The 19,045-nt window shown below is 68.4% G+C and carries 17 protein-coding genes; 10 read left to right on the top strand and 7 right to left on the bottom strand.

Annotation, left to right across the window (positions count from 1 at the left end):
- Positions 1-148 precede the first annotated feature (148 nt).
- The 5 genes from AC6CR5_RS14160 to AC6CR5_RS14180 all read right to left on the bottom strand — a co-directional run bounded on the left by AC6CR5_RS14160 (position 149) and on the right by AC6CR5_RS14180 (position 6,297).
- Positions 149-589, bottom strand: coding sequence for a MaoC family dehydratase (locus AC6CR5_RS14160; protein ID WP_024070121.1), 441 nt, complete (start codon positions 587-589; stop codon positions 149-151).
- 60 nt (positions 590-649) lie between these two features.
- Complete coding sequence (gene boxA, locus AC6CR5_RS14165; RefSeq protein ID WP_251200501.1) at positions 650-1,897, bottom strand: benzoyl-CoA 2,3-epoxidase subunit BoxA; 1,248 nt, start codon at positions 1,895-1,897, stop codon at positions 650-652.
- 51 nt (positions 1,898-1,948) lie between these two features.
- A complete protein-coding gene (gene boxB, locus AC6CR5_RS14170; RefSeq protein WP_498085722.1) occupies positions 1,949-3,376 on the bottom strand; it encodes a benzoyl-CoA 2,3-epoxidase subunit BoxB in 1,428 nt (475 codons plus the stop codon).
- Between the two features lie 109 nt (positions 3,377-3,485).
- A complete protein-coding gene (gene boxC / locus AC6CR5_RS14175; RefSeq protein ID WP_498085723.1) occupies positions 3,486-5,147 on the bottom strand; it encodes a 2,3-epoxybenzoyl-CoA dihydrolase in 1,662 nt (553 codons plus the stop codon).
- Between the two features lie 238 nt (positions 5,148-5,385).
- Positions 5,386-6,297 carry a helix-turn-helix transcriptional regulator gene (locus AC6CR5_RS14180; protein WP_006385536.1) on the bottom strand — a complete coding sequence of 304 codons (912 nt, stop codon included), beginning with the start codon at positions 6,295-6,297 and terminating at the stop codon, positions 5,386-5,388.
- A gap of 178 nt (positions 6,298-6,475) precedes the next feature.
- Between AC6CR5_RS14180 and AC6CR5_RS14185 the strand changes: the two genes are divergently transcribed.
- The 8 genes from AC6CR5_RS14185 (at position 6,476) to AC6CR5_RS14220 (ending at position 14,100) form a co-directional block, all read left to right on the top strand.
- Positions 6,476-6,946, top strand: a complete 471-nt coding sequence (locus tag AC6CR5_RS14185) for a DUF4863 family protein (protein ID WP_054505172.1) — start codon at positions 6,476-6,478, stop codon at positions 6,944-6,946.
- Positions 6,947-7,105: 159 nt separating this feature from the next.
- A complete protein-coding gene (locus tag AC6CR5_RS14190; protein ID WP_024070125.1) occupies positions 7,106-8,665 on the top strand; it encodes a benzoate-CoA ligase family protein in 1,560 nt (519 codons plus the stop codon).
- Complete coding sequence (locus AC6CR5_RS14195; RefSeq protein WP_498085724.1) at positions 8,662-9,507, top strand: alpha/beta fold hydrolase; 846 nt, start codon at positions 8,662-8,664, stop codon at positions 9,505-9,507. The genes AC6CR5_RS14190 and AC6CR5_RS14195 overlap by 4 nt, the downstream gene beginning before the upstream one ends.
- Positions 9,508-9,526: 19 nt before the next feature.
- Positions 9,527-10,687, top strand: a complete 1,161-nt coding sequence (locus AC6CR5_RS14200; protein ID WP_100504195.1) for an ABC transporter substrate-binding protein — start codon at positions 9,527-9,529, stop codon at positions 10,685-10,687.
- 15 nt (positions 10,688-10,702) lie between these two features.
- On the top strand, positions 10,703-11,584 hold the full coding sequence (locus tag AC6CR5_RS14205) for a branched-chain amino acid ABC transporter permease (protein ID WP_006385541.1): 882 nt from the start codon (positions 10,703-10,705) through the stop codon (positions 11,582-11,584).
- A gap of 2 nt (positions 11,585-11,586) precedes the next feature.
- Entirely contained in the window at positions 11,587-12,636 is a 1,050-nt protein-coding gene (locus AC6CR5_RS14210; RefSeq protein ID WP_150101797.1) for a branched-chain amino acid ABC transporter permease, read from the top strand.
- Positions 12,629-13,402, top strand: coding sequence for an ABC transporter ATP-binding protein (locus AC6CR5_RS14215; RefSeq protein WP_150101796.1), 774 nt, complete (start codon positions 12,629-12,631; stop codon positions 13,400-13,402). Before AC6CR5_RS14210 ends, AC6CR5_RS14215 begins: the two co-directional genes overlap by 8 nt.
- Positions 13,390-14,100 (top strand): ABC transporter ATP-binding protein, encoded by a 711-nt coding sequence (locus AC6CR5_RS14220; protein ID WP_049050926.1) that lies wholly within the window; start codon positions 13,390-13,392, stop codon positions 14,098-14,100. The genes AC6CR5_RS14215 and AC6CR5_RS14220 overlap by 13 nt, the downstream gene beginning before the upstream one ends.
- Before the next feature lie 39 nt (positions 14,101-14,139).
- Here the strand turns inward: AC6CR5_RS14220 and AC6CR5_RS14225 are convergent, their stop codons facing one another.
- Positions 14,140-15,696 carry an acetolactate synthase large subunit gene (locus AC6CR5_RS14225; protein WP_150101795.1) on the bottom strand — a complete coding sequence of 519 codons (1,557 nt, stop codon included), beginning with the start codon at positions 15,694-15,696 and terminating at the stop codon, positions 14,140-14,142.
- A 228-nt stretch (positions 15,697-15,924) separates the two neighbouring features.
- The gene (locus AC6CR5_RS14230) at positions 15,925-16,947 is read right to left on the bottom strand and encodes an amino acid ABC transporter substrate-binding protein (RefSeq protein ID WP_006385546.1); all 1,023 of its coding nucleotides are present in this window, start codon (positions 16,945-16,947) and stop codon (positions 15,925-15,927) included.
- A 355-nt stretch (positions 16,948-17,302) separates the two neighbouring features.
- Here AC6CR5_RS14230 and AC6CR5_RS14235 point away from each other — a divergent pair, with 355 nt between their 5' ends.
- Complete coding sequence (locus tag AC6CR5_RS14235; RefSeq protein ID WP_006385547.1) at positions 17,303-18,319, top strand: Bug family tripartite tricarboxylate transporter substrate binding protein; 1,017 nt, start codon at positions 17,303-17,305, stop codon at positions 18,317-18,319.
- A gap of 44 nt (positions 18,320-18,363) precedes the next feature.
- On the top strand, positions 18,364-19,044 hold the full coding sequence (locus AC6CR5_RS14240; RefSeq protein WP_006385548.1) for a 3-oxoacid CoA-transferase subunit A: 681 nt from the start codon (positions 18,364-18,366) through the stop codon (positions 19,042-19,044).
- Position 19,045 lies beyond the last annotated feature (1 nt).

Here is a 19,045-nt window from a genome sequence, read left to right on the forward strand (position 1 = left end):
CTGGTATCCCGGGCGGGCCTTCAATGTCGCTGGACGCAATCTGCCCACGACGCGGTCATGTTACGGGTATCCGCGGGAGCGGACAAGGCAACTGCGACACGGGGGCCTGGCCCCGCCGCGGCGGGCGCGGGGCCGGCATGGCGGCAGGCTAGTCGCCCGCCAGATCGAACAGGCTGGTGGCGTCCAGTTCCAGCACGGCTTCGTCGTGCTGGTTGATCACCGTCCAGGCCCAGGTGATGATGCCCAGGTCGGGGCGCGACGAGGAGGTGCGCGCGCCTTGCACCCGGGCTTCCAGGCGCAACTGATCGCCGGGCCGCACCGGCGTGCGCCAGCGCACTTCGCCCAGGCCGGGCGAGCCGAACGATTCGGAATCGTGCAGCGCCGAGTCCACCGCCATGCGCATGGCCAGCGCGCAAGTGTGCCAGCCGCTGGCGATGAGGCCGCCCCAGCGGCCCTCGGCGGCGCGCTTGAGGTCGGTGTGGAACCACTGCGGGTCGTACTTGCGGGCAAACTCGAGGATTTCGGCTTCCGTGATGGTGACCGGGCCGGCCTTGATCAGCATGCCGTCCTTGAAATCAGCGAACTTCATTGGTGGACTTCCCCTCGCGTAGGTGACCGATCGACGGCGTCCTTCGCGGCGGCCGCCGGTTCAATAGGTCTCGAAGTGCAGCCGCCCCTCGCGGCGCAACACATCGTGCAGGATAGTCCAATCCTGCCCCGCTTGCACCGTCACCTCGCGCAGGGCGTCCAGCACGCCGACTTCCATGCCCTTCAGGCCGCAGACGTAGATGCAGGTGTTGCGATCGGCCAGCAGTTCGCGCACGGCGGCGGCTCGCTCGCGGATCAGGTCCTGCACGTAGCGCTTGGGCTGGCCGGCTTCGCGCGACAGCGCCAGATTGATGTCGATGAAGTCGCGCGGCAGTTTCATCAACGGGCCGAAATACGGCAGCTCGCGTTCGGTGCGGGCGCCGAAGAACAGCATCAGGCGGCCATTCTCCCCCGTTTCGATGCGACGCCGGTAGCGCTCGGTCATGGCGCGCATCGGCGCCGAACCGGTGCCGGTGCAGATCATGATGAGGTTGGCGCGCGGGTGGTTCGGCATCAGGAAGGTGTGGCCGAACGGTCCAATGACCTGCACAGTGTCGTTCTTGGCCAGGTCGCACAGGTAGTTGGAACAGACGCCGTTCACCGACTGGCCCTGGTGGTCCTCGGTGACGCGTTTCACGGTCAAAGACAGGTTGTTGTAGCCGGCGCGTTCGCCGTCGCGCGGGCTGGCCAACGAATACTGGCGCGCGTGGTGCGGCCGGCCCTGGGCATCGGTGCCCGGCGGCAGGATGCCGATGGACTGGCCTTCCAGCACCGGGAACGGCAGCTCGCCGAAGTCCAGCACGATGTGATGGATGTCGCTGTCCGTGTCGGCGCCGGTGACGCGGTAGTTGCCGACCACGGTGGCGGTCACCGGCGTCTTGTGGGTGTAGAGGTTGACGTAGGGATGCGCGGCGGACCACGGCGGCACGCTGGCGCCGGGCGTGGCGGACGGCATGGCTGCCACCCCGGCGGACGACGCCGGCTCGACGACCGCGTTCGCCGCCTCATCCACGATGGCCGCGGCCTCCGGCAGGGGCTGTTCGCGCGGCAGCTCATCCCAGCGCAGTTGGTCCTGCACCGAATAGGCGTCGCCGCGCGCCACCAATCGCCAGTTGTCGATCGAGCCGGTGGGGCACGGCGGCACGCAGGCCATGCAGCCGTTGCAGATGTCCGGGTCGACCACGTAGTTGTTGCTGTCGTGCGTGATCGCGTCGATCGGACAGGTTTCTTCGCAGGTGTTGCAGCGAATGCAGATCTCGGGATCGATCAGGTGCTGCTTCAGGACTTCCATGGGCAGGGCGGCGTTCATCGCGGTCATCCGAATGCGCGGCGCGGCGGCGCATGGCGCCGCCACGGGGCCTTAGTTGAAACGAACGTACTCGAAGTTCACGGGCTGGCGGTTGATGCCCATGACCGGCGGCGCAATCCAGTTGGCGAACTTGCCGGGTTCGGTCACGCGGCCCATCAGCGAGGCGACGAACTCACGGTCCTCCGGCGTGGGCAGCCATTGATGGCGGTGCGCCTGCCATTGCGCCTCGGACAGGATCTCGCCCTCGGGCGACATGCGGATGCCGGCCAGCGTGCCGATCTGGCGGTTGAAGGCCTTGTGCGGCACCTGCAGGCGGAAGGCGATGCCGCTCTTTTCGATGACCTTGTTCCAGCGGCCGATGCCGGCCACCGAGTCGCGGATGAAGTCGTCGCGCAGCACCTCGTTCAACGCGTTCAGCATCGGCACCTCGACCTCGCGCAGCCTGCCGTTGTCGACCGACAGCACGCGGTAGGTGTCGTTCTTGAGCTGGTGGTCGTCGTTGCGCTTGCTCTCTTCGTAGCGGCCTTTCAGGCCCGAGCCGTAGAAGATGGCGGCGTTGGACGACTGGTCGGCGCCAAACAGGTCGATGGTGACGCTGTAGTGGAAGTTCAGGTAGCGCTGGATCGTCGGCAGGTCGATGACGCCGGCGGCGCGCACGGCGGCGGGGTCGTCGGTCTTCAACTGGTTCATCACTTCGCAGGTGCGCTGGATCACGCGCGAGATGCCGGATTCGCCCACGAACATGTGGTGCGCCTCTTCGGTCAGCATGAACTTGGTGGTGCGGGCCAGCGGGTCGAAGCTGGACTCGGCCAGCGCGCACAACTGGAACTTGCCGTCGCGATCGGTGAAGTAGGTGAACATGTAGAACGCCAGCCAGTCCGGCGTCTTCTCGTTGAAGGCGCCGAGGATGCGCGGGTTGTCGGAATCGCCGGAGGTGCGCTGCAGCAGCGCGTCGGCCTCTTCGCGGCCGTCGCGGCCGAAGTAGCGGTGCAGCAGGTAGACCATGGCCCACAGGTGGCGGCCTTCCTCGACGTTGATCTGGAACAGGTTGCGCAGGTCGTACTGCGACGGCGCCGTCAGGCCCAGGTGGCGCTGCTGCTCGATCGACGCCGGCTCGGTGTCGCCCTGCGTGACGACGATGCGGCGCAGGTTGGCGCGGTGTTCGCCGGGAACGTCCTGCCACACGTCGCGGCCCATGTTCTCGCCGAAGTGGATCTTGCGCTGGCCGTCCTGCGGCGCCAGGAAGATGCCCCAGCGATAGTCGGGCATGCGAACGTGATTGAAGTGGGCCCAGCCGTCGGGCTCGACGCTGACGGCGGTGCGCAGGTAGACGTCGAAGCCGTGCGAGCCGTCCGGACCCATGTCCTGCCACCATTGCAGGTAGTTGGGCTGCCAGTGTTCCAGCGCGCGCTGCAGCGTGCGGTCGCCGGACAGGTTGACGTTATTGGGGATCTTGTCGCTGTAGTTGATGCCTGACATTGTCTCTGCTCCTGGATGGACGGCCGCGTCGGGGCGGCGTCGGGTCTTGGGGCGCCGGCCGCGCTGCGCGGGCCGGCGCCGTGTATGGGGACTTGCCGCGCGGGCCGCGCTAGACGCGGTTCCAGTCGAATGTCGCCTGCTCGCCCTTGCCGTAGAGCTTGAGCGCGCCCTTCTCGCCCGCCGCATTGGGGCGGTTGAAGATCCAGTTCTGCCAGGCGGTCAGGCGGCCGAAGATGCGCGTTTCCATGGTTTCGCGGCCGCCGAAGCGCAGGTTGGCTTCCAGGCCGGTGAGCGCGTCCGGCGACAGCGCGCGGCGCTCTTCGAGCATCATGCGCACCTCGTCGTCCCAGTCGATGCTGTCGGGCGCGTAGGTCACCAGCCCCAGCGCCAGCGCCTCGCGCGCGGCCAACGGCTGGCCGGCGCGGGCCCGCACCGCTTCAAGGGGCGCGGTTTCCTCGTGGAAGCGGCGTTGCAGGCGGCTCTGGCCGTTGACCATCGGGTAGGCGCCGAAGCTGGCCTCGCCCACGATCAGTTGGGCCGCGTCGTGTTCCTCGCCTTCGCTGTCCAGCATGTAGCTGCGGTCGGCGGCCAGCGCCAGTTCCAGCAGCGTGCCGGCAAAGCACGAACCCGGCTCGACCAGCGCGAACAGGCTGCGCGAGGTCACGTCCAGGCGCGCCAGCGTGCGGCGCAGCAGGCCGGCGGTCTCGCGCACGAACCAGTGGCCGGCATGGCGTTGCAGCGAAGCGTCGGCGGCCAGCACGGCCTGCGCGTCGCCCTCGGTCTTGAAGATCCAGGTGCCGATATCGAGTTCATTGGTGCGCAGCGACAGGATGGCGTCGTCAAGCTCGCGCGCCATCTGCAGCGGCCACCAGGCCGCGCCGGCGGCCACGATGTCGGCCAGTTCCGATTCCACCGGGCCTTGCGGCGCGCGCACCGTCCAGGTGGCCTGGCGCTTGGCGCGATCCAGTTGCACGTCGACGTAGCGGTAGGACAAGGCCTCGGCGCCTTCCTCGCGCGCCAGCGGCGTCAGCGCCACGCCCGCCTCGCCAGCGGGGCGGCTGCTGCCCTCGGCCAGCGCCAGCGCGCGCTCGCGCACCGCGGTCTCGAACTGCGCGGGCTTGACCACGTCGTCGACCAGGCGCCAGTCCTTGGCGCGCTGGCCGCGCACGCCTTCGACCAGGGTGCAGAAGATGTCGGCGTGATCGTGGCGCACGCGGCGCTTGTCGGTGACGCGGGTCAGGCCGCCGGTGCCGGGCAGCACGCCCAGCAGCGGCACTTCGGGCAGCGCGACCGAGGACGAGCGGTCGTCGATCAGCAGGATCTCGTCGCAGGCCAGGGCCAGCTCGTAGCCGCCGCCGGCGCAGGCGCCGTTGAGCGCGGCGATGAATTTCAGGCCGCTGTGACGGCTGGAGTCCTCGATGCCGTTGCGGGTTTCGTTGGTGAACTTGCAGAAGTTCACCTTCCAGGCGTGCGAGGACAGGCCCAGCATGAAGATGTTGGCGCCCGAACAGAAGATGCGGTCTTTCATGCTGGTGACGACCACGCTGCGCACCTCGGGATGCTCGAAGCGGATGCGCTGCAGCGCGTCGTGCAGCTCGATGTCCACGCCCAGGTCGTAGGAATTGAGCTTGAGCTTGTAGCCCGGACGCAGGCCGCCGTCCTCGGCCACGTCCATCGCCAGCGTGGCGACGGGGCCATCGAACGACAGGCGCCAATGACGATACTGGGTTGGATCGGTCCGAAAATCGACCTTGCTGCCGGTGCTGCTCATCGCTTGTCTCCTGATGCCCTGATCTGACAGGAAAAATACTGCACGACATGAATTATTATGCAGATTAATGCAGGTGAAAATCAGCGTCAAGCAAAAGATGCACAAAAGTGCAGGTCACCAAGGGACCCATCAAAGCGTCCTTCAATGAAGCCCGCTCTCCGAACGGACAGGCCGAGGCCCCGCCAAAGAAAAGGCCGCCTCAACGGGCGGCCCAGGCGATCGGCAAATGCCGCGGGCGCTACAGCGGGAGACCGCAGGCCTTGCGCACCTGGGTACGCAGGCCGGCGAAGCTCTCCTGCACCTCCAGGTGGCTGGTGACCCAGGTCAGGTCGGCCTTGGCGTAGAACGCCTCGCGCCCGGCCAGGATGCGCTTCAGGTCGGCCATGGCTTCGTTGTTGCCGGACATCGGCCGGAAATCGCCCTGCGCCATCACCCGGCCCATGTGCTCCTCGGGCGTGGCGCGCAACCAGACCGTGTAGCAGTGCGCCAGCAGCAGGTTGAGCGTGGCCGGCTCGGACACCAGGCCGCCGGGCGTGGCCAGCACCATTTCCGGATAGATCTGCACCGCCTCTTCCAGCGCGCGCCGCTCGTAGCGGCGATAGGCGTTAGGGCCGTACAGGTTGTGGATTTCCAGGATGCTGCAGCCGGCCACGCGCTCGATCTCGCGGTTCAGCTCGACGAACGGGTAGCCCAGGTCATCGGCCAGCATCTGGCCCAGCGTGGACTTGCCCGCGCCGCGCAGGCCGATCAGCGCGATGCGCTGGGTACGGTTGGGGCGCTGCGCGCCGGCCCCCACGCCGAACAGCTGGGTCAGCGCCTCGCGCGCGCGCTGCAGGTCGGACTCGGTGCGGCCGCTGAGCAGCTCGCGGATCAGCAGCCAGTCGGGCGACTCGGTGGTGACGTCGCCGACCAGCTCGGCCAGCGCGCAATTGAAGGCCTTGGCGATCTGCAGCAGCACCAGGATCGAGGCATTGCCCACGCCGTGCTCGAGATTGGCCAGGTGCCGTTCGGACACGCCGGTCACCTGCGACAGGCCCTTGCGCGTCATGCCGCGGATAGCGCGCAGGCGGCGCACCCGTTCGCCCAATGCCACCAGGAAAGCTTCCCGCCTGGGTTCGGTTGGCGCCGCGTCTTCTAGCGCTTGGTTCATGGTGTAGCTGACTCCGCAAAAACCCTGATAACACCTGATTTATGCACTATAGTGCTTGACCCACATCAATGGAAGCACTATTTTTCCTTCAACAGCTTCAACAGCGTGTCAGGTGCGACAAAACAGCACTGGATTGCATCCGCCGCTGAAGCGCCGACAGTGTATAGGAGGAGACCGGGTGAGCACGCCAGAACGATTCCACGCGCTGATGCGCCAGGTGACGGGCCTGATGGCCGGGCAGGCGCTGGACAGCGCCCTGCAGCAGCGCCTGAACCAGGAGGCCGGCCCCGACAGCGCGCTGTACGCCGACATCTTCGCCGCCTGTAGGCAGGGAGTGGCCGACGGCTGGATGTGCAACCGCGAAGGCGGCGGCATCCGCTACGGCCGCGTCATCAAGCCGGCCGAGGACCTGGGCGGCTGTTCGGTCGACGTGGTCGACATGGATGATCTGGCCGGCCCGCACCACGCGCATCCCAACGGCGAAGTCGACATGATCATGCCGCTGACCGACGCGGCGCGCTTCGACGGCCACGGCGCCGGCTGGCTGGTCTATGGCCCCGGCAGCGCCCACCGCCCCACCGTGACGCAGGGCCGCGCGCTGGTGCTGTACCTGCTGCCCGGCGGCGCCATCGAGTTCACCCGCGCATGAATCCGCGCCTCGCCCTTCCCCATCGCCCCGGTCGCCCCCCGCGCGGCCGGCCGGCCGCCGGCGCGGGCTGAGCCACACCCTGCCGCCGGTCACGACAAGCCGCCAGACGCTTGCGGACCGCCGGACAGCCCCCGCCCGCCAGGACACCAGGAGACAACCGTGAATGCCTGCCCCGCCGAACTGAACTTCGCCAGCCACCTGGCCGCCTTGAACGCGCCGCGCGCCGCCAAGCTGGCCTACATCGACGACACCCGCCAGCTCACCTACGGCGAACTGGCCGAGCGCGTGGCGCGCATGGCGGGCGCATTGCGCCAGTTGGGGCTGCGGCGCGAGGAACGCATCCTGCTGCTGATGCAGGACACGGCGGACTGGCCGGTGGTGTTCCTGGGCGCGCTGCACGCCGGCGTGGTGCCCGTGGCCGTGAACACCCTGCTGACGCCGGACGATTACGCCTACATTCTCAACCACAGCCGCGTGCGCGCCGCCTTCGTCTCCGAGAGCCTGCTGTCGACCTTGCAGGCCGCGCTGGCGCAAGCGCCCGGCGAGGTCGAACACCTGGTGGTGTCACGCCCCGCGGCGGCGCTGCCCGCCGGCGCGCACGAACTCGACGCATTGCTGGCCGCCGCCCCGCTGGCGCCGGCCGCGCGCACGCTGTCCGATGAGATCGCCTTCTGGCTGTATTCGTCGGGCTCCACCGGCAAGCCCAAGGGCGTGGTCCACACCCATGGCAACCTGTGGCACACCGCCGAGCTGTACGCCAAGCCGGTGCTGGGCATCCGCGAGGACGATATTGCATTCTCCGCCGCCAAGCTGTTCTTCGCCTACGGGCTGGGCAACGGCCTGACCTTTCCGCTGTCGGTGGGCGCCACCGTCGTACTGATGGCCGAGCGACCCACGCCGCAGGCCGTGTTCCAGCGCCTGGTGCGGCACCGCCCGACCGTGTTCTACGGCGTGCCGACGCTGTACGCCAGCATGCTGGCCGCGCCCGACCTGCCGCCGCGCGAACAGGTGGCGATGCGCGTGTGCACCTCGGCCGGCGAGGCCCTGCCTCGCGACATCGGCGAACGCTTCCAGCGCCATTTCGGCTGTGACATCCTGGACGGCATCGGCTCGACCGAGATGCTGCACATCTTCCTGTCGAACCGCGCCGGGCAGTTGCGCTACGGCACCACCGGCAAGCCGGTGCCCGGCTACGAGGTGCAACTGCGCGACGACAACGGCGCGCCGGTGGGCGCTGGCACGATTGGCGACCTCTACATCAAGGGCCCGAGCGCCGCGCTGATGTACTGGAACAATCGCGACAAGACGCGCCAGTGCTTCCTGGGCGACTGGCTCAAGAGCGGCGACAAATACATCTGCGACGCCGACGGCTACTACACCTATGCCGGCCGCAGCGACGACATGATCAAGGTCAGCGGCCAGTACGTGTCGCCGGTGGAAGTGGAAAACGTGCTGGTGCAGCACGAGGCGGTGCTCGAAGCCGCCGTGATCGGCGTGCCGGACCACGACGGCCTGGTCAAGACCAAGGCCTACGTGGTGCTGCGCCCGGGCTACGCGCCGGACGCGAACACCGGCGCCGACCTGCAGCGCTATGTGAAGCAGCACCTGGCGCCCTTCAAGTATCCGCGCCAGATCGACTTCACCGATGAACTGCCCAAGACCGCCACCGGCAAGATCCAGCGATTCCGCCTGCGCCAGCTGGAACAGGTCACGCCATGAGCGCCGTGCCCGCTCCCGAGCCCGCTGCCCTGGCCGACGTGCGCGCGGCGGGCCGCGACCTGCGCCTGGAATACCAGTGGATCGCGGCATCGCGCCAGGGCGCGCCATTGCTGGTGTTCCTGCACGAAGGCCTGGGCTCGGTGTCGATGTGGAAGGACTGGCCAAGGCAAGCTTGTGAAGCCGCCGGCTGCCGCGGGCTGGTCTATTCGCGTTACGGCTATGGCCGCTCCACGCCGCTGGCCACCGGCGAAAAGCGTGCGGTCGACTTCATGCACCGCGAGGCCGCCGACGCACTGCCGGCGCTGCTCGCCGCGCTCGGTATCGATGCCAAGCGGGATCGCCCCATCCTGTTCGGCCACAGCGATGGCGGCTCCATCGCCCTGCTTTACGCCGCCATGCATCCGGACGCAGTCGCGGGCGTGGTGGTGGCCGCGCCGCACATCTTCGTCGAGGACCGCACCGTGGCGCATATCGAACAGGCGCGCCAGGCCTACCGCGACACCGACCTGCGCGCGCGGCTGGCGCGCCATCACGACGACGTCGACTCGGCCTTCCGTGGCTGGAACGACGTCTGGCTGGACCCCGCCTTCCGCAGCTGGAACATCGAGGATCACCTGCCCGCCATCGCCTGCCCGGTGCTGGCGATGCAGGGCGTGGACGATGAGTACGGCACGCTCGAACAGATACGCGGTATCCGGCGCGCCGCGCCGCGGACGCGGCTGCTGGAAATTCCCGACTGCCGCCATTCGCCGCACAAGGACCAGCCCGCCACCGTAATCCAGGCCATCGCCGGCTTCGTCGGCGCGCTGGACCAACCCGGCCGCCCCAGCGGCAGCCCATGACAAGCACGGAGACACCACCATGACCCACGCCCTGACCCGGGCCGCGCTAGGCGCGGCGCTGATGCTGGCCGCAAGCGGCGCCCTGGCCGCCGACAAGCTCAAAGTCGGTTTCATGCTGCCCTACAGCGGCACCTACGCCGCGCTCGGCAACGCCATCGAGAACGGCTTCAAGCTGTATGTGGCCGAACAGGGCGGCAAGCTCGGCGGGCGCGAGATCGAATACTTCAAGGTGGACGACGAATCCAATCCGTCCAAGGCCGCCGAGAACGCCAACCGCCTGATCAAGCGCGACCAGGTCGACGTGCTGATCGGCACCGTGCACTCGGGCGTGGCGATGGCGCTGGCCAAGGCCGCCAAGGACGCCGACACCACCCTGATCGTGACCAATGCCGGCGCCAACGCCATCACCGGCCCGCTGTGCGGCCCCGGCATCTTCCGCACCTCGTTCACCAACTGGCAGCCGGCCTACGCCATGGGCCCGGTGGCCAAGGCGCGCGGCCACAAGACGGCGGTGACCATCACCTGGAAGTACGCGGCCGGCGACGAGGCCATCGGCGGCTTCAAGGAAGGCTTCGAGCAGGCCGGCGGCAAGGTGGTCAAGGAACTGAGCCTGCCCTTCCCCAATGTCGAATTCCAGTCGCTGCTGACCGAGATCGCCGCGCTCAAGCCCGACATGGTGTTCACTTTCTTCGCCGGCGGCGGCGCGGTGAAATTCGTGCAGGACTATCACGCCGCGGGACTGGACAAGACCATCCCGCTGTACGGCTCGGGCTTTCTCACCGACGGCACGCTGCAGGCGCAAGGCGCGTCGGCGCAGGGGCTGCTGACCACGCTGCACTACGCCGACGGCCTGAACACGCCGCGCGACAACGCCTTCCGCGCCGACTACGGCAAGGCCTACAACATGCAGCCCGACGTCTACGCGGTGCAAGGCTACGACGCCGCGCAACTGATGCAGTCGGGGCTGGCGGCGGTCAAGGGCGACTTCGGCAAGAAGGCCGAATTCCGCGAAGCCATGCGCGGCGCCACGGTCGATAGCCCGCGCGGCGCGTTCACGCTGTCCAAGGCCGGCAACCCGGTGCAGGACATCTACCTGCGCCGCGTCGACGGCCTGGAGAACAAGGTGGTCGACGTGGCCGTTCGCAAGCTGGCCGACCCGGCCCGCGGCTGCAAGCTCTAGGACCGGAGAGTCCCCATGGACCTCGGCATCCTGCTCATCCAGAGCCTGAACGCCTTCCAGTACGGCCTGTTGCTGTTCCTGGTGGCCAGCGGCCTCACGCTGATCTTCGGCATCATGGGGATCATCAACCTCGCGCACGGCAGCTTCTACATGATCGGCGCCTACATGGCGTTCGCGCTGGGGCCGGCGGTGGACCGCTGGCTCGGCGGCGGCTTCGTCGCCACCCTGGCGGTGTGCGTGCTGGCCGCGGCCGCGCTCGGCTACCTGCTGGAGGCGGCGTTCTTCAGCTACCTGTATCGCCGCAACCACCTGCAGCAGGTGCTGATGACCTACGGCCTGATCCTGGTGTTCGAGGAACTGCGCAGCATCCTGGTGGGCAACGACGTGCACGGCGTGCCGCTGCCGTCCTGGCTGCAGGGCAGCATCGCGCTGGGCGATGTGATGACCTACCCGGTGTACCGGCTGTTCATCTCGGCGGTGGGCATCGCGGTGGCGCTGCTGCTGTACTGGGTCATCGCGCGCACGCGGCTGGGCATGATGCTGCGTGCGGGCGCCAGCAACCGCGAGATGACCGGGTCGCTGGGCATCGACGTCAACAAGCTGTACCGGCTGGTGTTCGCCGCCGGCGTGGCGCTGGCGGCGCTGGCCGGCAGCATCGCCGCGCCGGTGTCGTCCGTATATCCCGGCATGGGCAACGGCGTGCTCATCATCTGCTTCGTGGTGGTGGTGATCGGCGGAATCGGCTCGATCCGCGGCGCGTTCCTGGCGGCGATGCTGGTGGGCGTGGTCGAGACCTTCGGCCAGGTGCTGTTCCCCGCCGCTGCGGGCGTGCTGGTGTACGTACTGATGGCCGCGATTCTGCTGTGCAAGCCCGAAGGGCTGTTCAAACAGGGCTGACCATGAATGTGAATCGACTCCTGCCTGTCGCGACCCTGCTGGCGCTGGCCGCCTTCGCCTGGAGCGGCAGCGACTACTACACCGGCCTGGCCGTGAAGATCATGATCTACGCGGTGTTCGCGCTCAGCCTGCAATTGCTGGTGGGCGGCGCGGGGCTGGTCAGCCTGGGACATGCGGCGTTCTTCGGCATCGGCGCCTATGCCGCCGCGCTGCTGTCGCCGTCATCGGAAGCGGCCAGCCTGTGGTGGCTGCTGCCGGCCGCGCTGCTGGCCGCGGCCGCCTACGCCGCGCTGACCGGCGCGCTGGCGCTGCGCACGCGCGGCGTGTACTTCATCATGGTGACGCTGGCTTTCGCTCAGATGGCGTACTACGTGTTCCACGACACCAAGGTCGGCGGCGGCAGCGACGGCATCTACCTGTATTTCCGGCCGCAGGCCAATATCGCAGGCTGGCTGCCATTCGACCTGGACCAGGGCAATACCTATTATTTCTTCGTGCTGGCCTGCCTGGCGCTGACCTGGGGCTTCCTGGCCCTGCTGCGGCGCTCGCCGTTCGGCGCGGCGCTGGCCGGCATCCGCATCAACGAACAGCGCATGCGGGCGGCCGGCTATTCGACCTATCCGTACAAGCTGGCGGCGTATGTGATCGGCGCCGCGCTGGCGGGACTGGCCGGCTTCCTGTTCGCGCTCAAGGACGGCTTCGTCACGCCCGAGCTGCTGGCCTGGGAACAGTCGGGGCTGGTGCTGCTGATGGTGATCCTGGGCGGCATGGGCAGCCTGGGCGGCGCGGTACTGGGCACGGCCACGCTGGTGCTGTTGCAGGAACTGTTCCAGTCGCAGGCGCTGTTCGGCGACTACGCGCGCCATTGGCATCTGCCGCTGGGCCTGGCCATCATCGCGCTGGTGGCGCTGCTGCCCGACGGCCTGGCCGGCCTGCCGGCGCAGTGGCGCCGGCGTCGCGCGCGCCACGCCCCGAACGCGCCGGCCGCGCCGGCCGCATCGCCCGCCGCCAAGCCGCTGCCCCTGCCGATGCAAGGAGAGCCTCATGCCTGATCCCCTGCTGACCGCCGACGCGGTCACCCGGCGCTTCGGCGGCCTGACCGCCGTCAACGGGGTGTCGCTGGCATTGCAACGCGGCGAAGTGCATGCCGTCATCGGCACCAATGGCGCGGGCAAGTCGACCCTGATCAACATCCTGTCCGGCGAACTCGCGCCCAGCAGCGGCCAGGTGTCGCTGGGCGGGCGCGACATCACCGCCTGGGGCCAGCCCGAGCGCGCCCGCGCCGGCCTGGGCCGAAGCTACCAGCGCTCGACCCTGTTTCCCGAACTGAGCGTGTTCGAGAACTGCCGGCTGGCGGCGCAGGCACGGCGCCAGCGCTTCTGGCACTGGTGGCGGCCTGCCTCGGCCTGCGCGGTCAGCGCCGACCTGGCCGCGCAGGCGCTGGAGCGCACCGGCCTGGCGGCCGACGCCATGCAACCGGCGGGCCTGCTGCCGCATGGCCGCAAGCGCCAGCTCGAGATCGCCATGTGCCTGGCCGGCGAACCACAGGTGCTGTTGCTGGACGAACCGCTGGCCGGCATGGGGCCGGAGGAAACCGACCGCATCCTGGCGCTGCTGCGCACGCTCAAGGCCAGCCACGCCATCCTGCTGGTGGAGCACGACATGGACGCGGTGTTCCGCATCGCCGACACCATCACCGTGATGGTCAACGGCAGCAGCATCGCCAGCGGCGACCCGGCGCGGATCCGCGCCAATGCCGAGGTGCGCACCGCCTACCTGGGCGAAGACCTGGACGGAGACTTCACATGCGCGCACTGATCGAGGCCGACGGCCTGCACGTGTACTATGGCGCCAGCCACGTGCTGCGCGGCGTCGGCCTGCGCATCGGCGCCGGCGAGTCCGTCGGACTGGTGGGCCGCAACGGCATGGGCAAGACCACCCTGATCCGCAGCCTGGTCGGCCAGGTGCGCAGCGCGCAGGGCCGCGTGGCGGTGCGCGGCGCCGACTGCACCCGCGCAAGGCCGCACGCGATCGCGCAACTGGGCGTGGCCTACGTACCCGAAGGCCGCGGCATCTTCCCCAACCTGAGCGTGCGCGAGAACCTGCTGGTGGCGGCGCGCGCCGGCGAGCAGGGACGGCGCGACTGGACCTATGCGCGGGTGCTGGAGACCTTCCCGCGCCTGACGGAACGGCTGGGCCATGGCGGCCAGCAATTGTCGGGCGGCGAACAGCAAATGCTGGCGATCGGCCGGGCGCTGATGACCAACCCCGACCTGCTGATCCTGGACGAAGCCACCGAAGGCCTGGCGCCGCTGATCGTGGCCGAGATCTGGAAGATCATCCGGCAGATCCGCGCCACCGGCATGTCGACGCTGATCGTCGACCGCAACTACCGCGCCGTGCTGGCGCACACCGACCGCTGCCTGGTGATGGAAAAGGGATTGATCGTGCGGGACGGCGACAGCGCGGCGCTGGCCGCCGCGCCGGAACAACTGACGCGCTACCTGGGCGTCTGATCGCCCCGCGCCTGCTCCTTGCAGTGCGGGGCAAAAGCGTCAGATCAGCGCTTCGATCAGGAACGGGCCGCGGCGCTTCAGGCCGTCCTGCAAGGCGCGAGCGAAGCCTTCCACGGTATCGACGCTGACCGCCTCCACGCCCATGCCGCGCGCCAGGTGAGCCCAGTCCAGGTACGGCTCTTCCAGGTCGAGCATGCGGCGCGCGTTGCGGCCCGGCTCCTGCACGCCCACGTTCTTCATCTCGCCGTGCAGCGTGGCGTAGGAACGGTTGGCCAGGATCACCGTCAGGCAGTCCAGGTTTTCGCGCGCCTGCGTCCACAGCGCCTGCAAGGTGTACATGCCGCTGCCATCGGCCTGCAGGGTGATGACCTTGCGGTCCGGGCAGGCCACCGCCGCGCCGGCCGCCAGCGGCAGGCCGATGCCGATGGCGCCGCCGGTCAGCATCAGCCAGTCGTGCGGCGCGCTGCTGGCGCTGTAGATCGGGAATTCGCGGCCCTGGGTGATGGACTCGTCGCAGACGATGGCGTTGTCGGGCAGGTGATGCGCCACCAGGATGTTGACGGCGGCGCCGGTCAGCTTGCCGCTGGCCGGCACCTCGTAGGCCGGCGCGGGCGCCGCCAGGCGCGGCGCGTCGGCGGCGATGCCCAGTTCATCGGCCAGCCATTCCAGCGCGTGCGCCAGGTCCTGCTCGACGGTGGCCAGCACGATCTTCTCGCAGTCCTCGGGCGCCAGCAGGCTGGGCTTGCCGGGATAGGCGAAAAAGCCCACCGGCGCCTTGGCGCCGACCAGCACCAGGTGGCGCACGTCCTTGAGCTTGGCCACGGCCAGGTCGATCGGATAGGGCAGCCGGTCCACCGGCGTGCGGTCGCCGCCGCGCTCGATGCGGCGGTTGGAGGTTTCGGACAGCAGCCGCACGCCGGTGGCGCGCGCGATGCGGCCGGCGGCGTCGAGCGCGCGCTGGCGCAGCGCGGTGCTGCCCAGCATCAGCGTGGTGACTTCGCCGGAACGGATCGCCTTGGCGGCGGCGCGCACGGCCTCGATGGTGGTGTGCGGCACGGCCTCATCGACCACCTTGACCACCTGGGAGTCGGCAGACAGCTCGGTCCAGGCGGAGTTGGCCGGCAGGATCAGGGTGGCGATGTTGCCCGGATGGCGGCGCGCCACGGCGATGGCCTCGGCGGCGTCGGCCGACATCGATTCGGCCGACATGCCGCGCTTGACCCAATGCGACATGGGGCGCGCCACGCCTTCGACGTCACTGGTCAGCGGCGCGTCGTATTGCACGTGATAGGTGGCGTGGTCGCCGACGATGTTGACCATCGGCGTGCGCGCGCGCTTGGCGTTGTGCAGGTTGGCCAGGCCGTTGCCCAGGCCCGGGCCCAGGTGCAGCAGCGTGGCGGCCGGCTTGTCGGCCATGCGCGCATAGCCGTCGGCCGCGCCCGTCACCACGCCTTCGAACAGGCCCAGCACGCAGCGCATCTTCGGTTTGCGATCCAGCGCCGCGACGAAGTGCATCTCGGACGTGCCCGGGTTGGCGAAGCAGACGTCCACATCATTGGCCAGAAGGGTATCGCAAAGACTATCAGCGCCGTTCATCGTGTTTCCCTGGTTGTTTTGTATCGGGCGGGCGCAAGCGGCTGCGCGCCCTTCCCCGGCAATCATAGGGAGGGTAACGCAAACCGGCTAGAGCCATTTGCGGCGCCCGGCATGGAACCATTTCAGGGGTTCCGGCAGCCGGAATTTCCAGGGCGCCCGCGGCGCCGGCAAGCGCCGAAAACAGAACGGCCCGCTTGCGCGGGCCGTTCCGGGCTCATGCCGTCACGTTCAGCGGATCGGCCACGGATACATCGCGCCGCCCTTGCTCCACAACGCGTTGGTGCCGCGTTGCAGGCCCAGCTTGCTGTCCTTGCCGACGTTGCGCTCGAACACTTCGCTGTAGTTGCCCACGGCCTTGATGGCGTTGTAGGCCCACTTCTCGTCCAGGCCCATGTTCTTGCCGGCGCCCGGCGTCACGCCCAGGATGCGCGAGATGTTGGGGTTGTTGCTCTTGAGCATCTCGTCCACGTTCTTCTGCGTGATGCCGTATTCCTCGGCTTCCAGCAGCGCGAACAGCGTCCAGCGGACGATGCCCAGCCAGTTCTCGTCGCCCTGGCGCACCATGGGGCCGAGCGGCTCCTTGGAGAAGCGCTCCGGCAGGATCTCGTAGTCGTCCGGCTTGGCGACCTGCGTGGCGCGCACCGCGGCCAGTTGCGAGGCGTCGTCGGTGAAGGCGTCGCAACGGCCCGATTCGAAGGCGCGCACGACTTCGGTGACCTTGTCGATCACGACCGGCTTGAATTCGATATTGTTGGCGCGGAACCAGTCGGCCAGGTTCAGTTCGGTGGTGGTGCCCGGCTGCACGCAGACGGTGGCGCCGTTCAGTTCCTTGGCGCTTTTCACGCCCAGCTTCTTGTTCACCAGGATGCCCTGGCCGTCATAGAAGCTGGCCGCCACGGCCGACAGGCCCAGCGAGGTGTCGCGCGTCTGCGTCAGGGTGACGGTGCGCAGCAGCACGTCGACTTCGCCCGATTGCAGCGCGGTGAAGCGTTGCTGGGTCGACAGCGCGGTGCCCTTGAACTTGGTCGGGTCGCCGAACACGGCGGCGGCGACGGCGCGGCAGATGTCCACATCCATGCCTTCCCATTCGCCCTTGCTGTTGGTGGCCGAGAAGCCCGAAACGCCGTCGGTCAGGCCGCACTGCACGTAACCCTTCTTCTTGACCGCATCCAGCGTGGGGCCGGCCACCGCCGCCTGGGATGCGCACGCCAGGGCAAGCGCGCCGGCAGCAAACGAAATCAACCGCTTCATTATTGCTTCTCCTGAATTAGATGCCCGCGCCGGCCTGTAGGCCCGCGGCGGCTGAAACCAAGCCCATGCTTTGCGGGCCGGCCGCCAGATTACGCCATGTCCACGGCGTGAACAACGCACACCGGCCTAGTGGAAACCCGAGTAGCAAATGGATGCGGACGAGCGCAGGAAGTCCGGTGATCGAACTTTATTGGCAGCTGTGCGCCCCGGTTGGCGCGGCCCTGCGTGCCATACTTTTTTCGCGCCCTGTCCGCTGGACGGCGCGATCACCAACCCACAGAAAAACCGGCCGCGCCACAACAAAAACCGCGGGACGCGCGCCGGCATTCGGCCGATTCATGGAGGAGACAAATCCATGGCACTCGCAAGGAAACCGCAGCTCCGCAGCCTCGCGGCAAGGTATCGCCGCCACGCCCTCAAGACCCTGTTGTGCACCGCCCTGGCCGCCCTCGGCCTGGCCGCCGGCCCCGCCCAGGCGGATGACTGGCCCAGCAAACCCATCAAGATCATCGTGCCCTACACGCCGGGCGGCTCCACCGACATCGTCACCCGCATCGTGATGGAAAAGCTCGGCCCGCGCCTGAAGCAGACCATCATTGTCGAAAACCGCCCGGGCGCCAACAGCAGCGTGGGCTCGGCGATCGCGGCCAAGGCCGACCCGGACGGCTACACCTTCCTGTCGATCCTGCCGGCCTACATCATCAACTTCCACCTCTACAAGCTGGGCTACAAGCCCGAGGACCTGACGCCGGTGGCGCAGATGGCCGACCTGCCGCTGTTCCTGTTCGTCTCGCAGGACCTGCCCGTCAACAGCGTGGCCGAGCTGGTGGAATACGCCCGCAAGCATCCCGACAAGCTCACCTATGCCTCCAGCGGCAACGGTTCCAGCGCGCACCTGACCGGCGCCGACTTCGCGCTGCGCAACAAGATCACCATGACGCACGTGGCCTACAAGGGCAGCGCGCCGATCCTGACCGACCTGCTGGGCGGCCGGGTGTCGATGGTGTTCGACCCGATCCTGGTGCCGATGCAGTACGTCAAGCAGAACCGCCTGAAGGCGCTGGGCTTCACCGGCAAGCAGCGCTGGCCCACCGAGCCGTCGATTCCGACCATGGAAGAGGCCGGCATGCCGGGCTTCGTCACCGGCTCCTGGGCCGGCCTGATGGCGCCGGCCAACACGCCCAGGCCGATCATCGAACGCATGGCGCGCGAGATCAGCGAAATCGTGCAGGAACCGGACGTGCGCCAGAAATTCCTGGATGCCGGCTTCCTGCCGGCCAGCGGCACCTCCGCGCAGTTCGCCGAACTGATGAAGCAGGACTCGGCGCGCTACGCCGGGATCATCCAGCAGGCCCGCATCACGGTGGATTGAGCAACACGGGGCGCGCCGCGCGCGCGCCATCGGAAGCAACAACCATGATCGACAAGTTCATCGACACTCCCGCGGCCGCCGTGGCCGACATCCACGACGGCGCCACCGTGCTGGTCAGCGGCTTCGGCGGCGCCGGCATGCCCACCGAACTGCTGCACGCCCTGATCGAGCAGGGCGCGCGCGAACTCACCGTGGTCAGCAACAACGCAGGCAACCACGAGACCGGCCTGGCGGCCCTGATAAAGGCCGGCCGGGTGCGCAAGGTGATCTGCTCGTTTCCCAAGGCCTCGCATTCGTGGGTCTTCGACGACCTGTACCGGCGCGGCGGCATCGAGCTCGAATGCGTGCCGCAGGGCACCATCGCCGAACGGCTGCGTGCCGCCGGCGCCGGCCTGGGCGGCTTCTTCACCCCCACGGCCTACGGCACCGAACTGGCCGCCGGCAAGGAAACCCGCATCATCGATGGCCGCGGCCATGTATTCGAGACGCCGCTGCACGGCGACTTCGCCCTGGTCAAGGCCGATCTGGCCGACCGCTGGGGCAACCTGACCTACCGCAAGAGCGCCCGCAACTTCGGCCCCATCATGTGCATGGCCGCGAAGACCACCATCGTGCAGGTGCGCGCCAAGGTGGCGTTGGGCGAGCTGTCGCCCGAGGCCGTGGTGACGCCGGGCATCTTCGTCAAGCGCGTCACCCAGGTGGCCCACTCCGCGTTCTCCAGCTGAA

The organism is Achromobacter sp. EG18 (assembly GCF_059759395.1).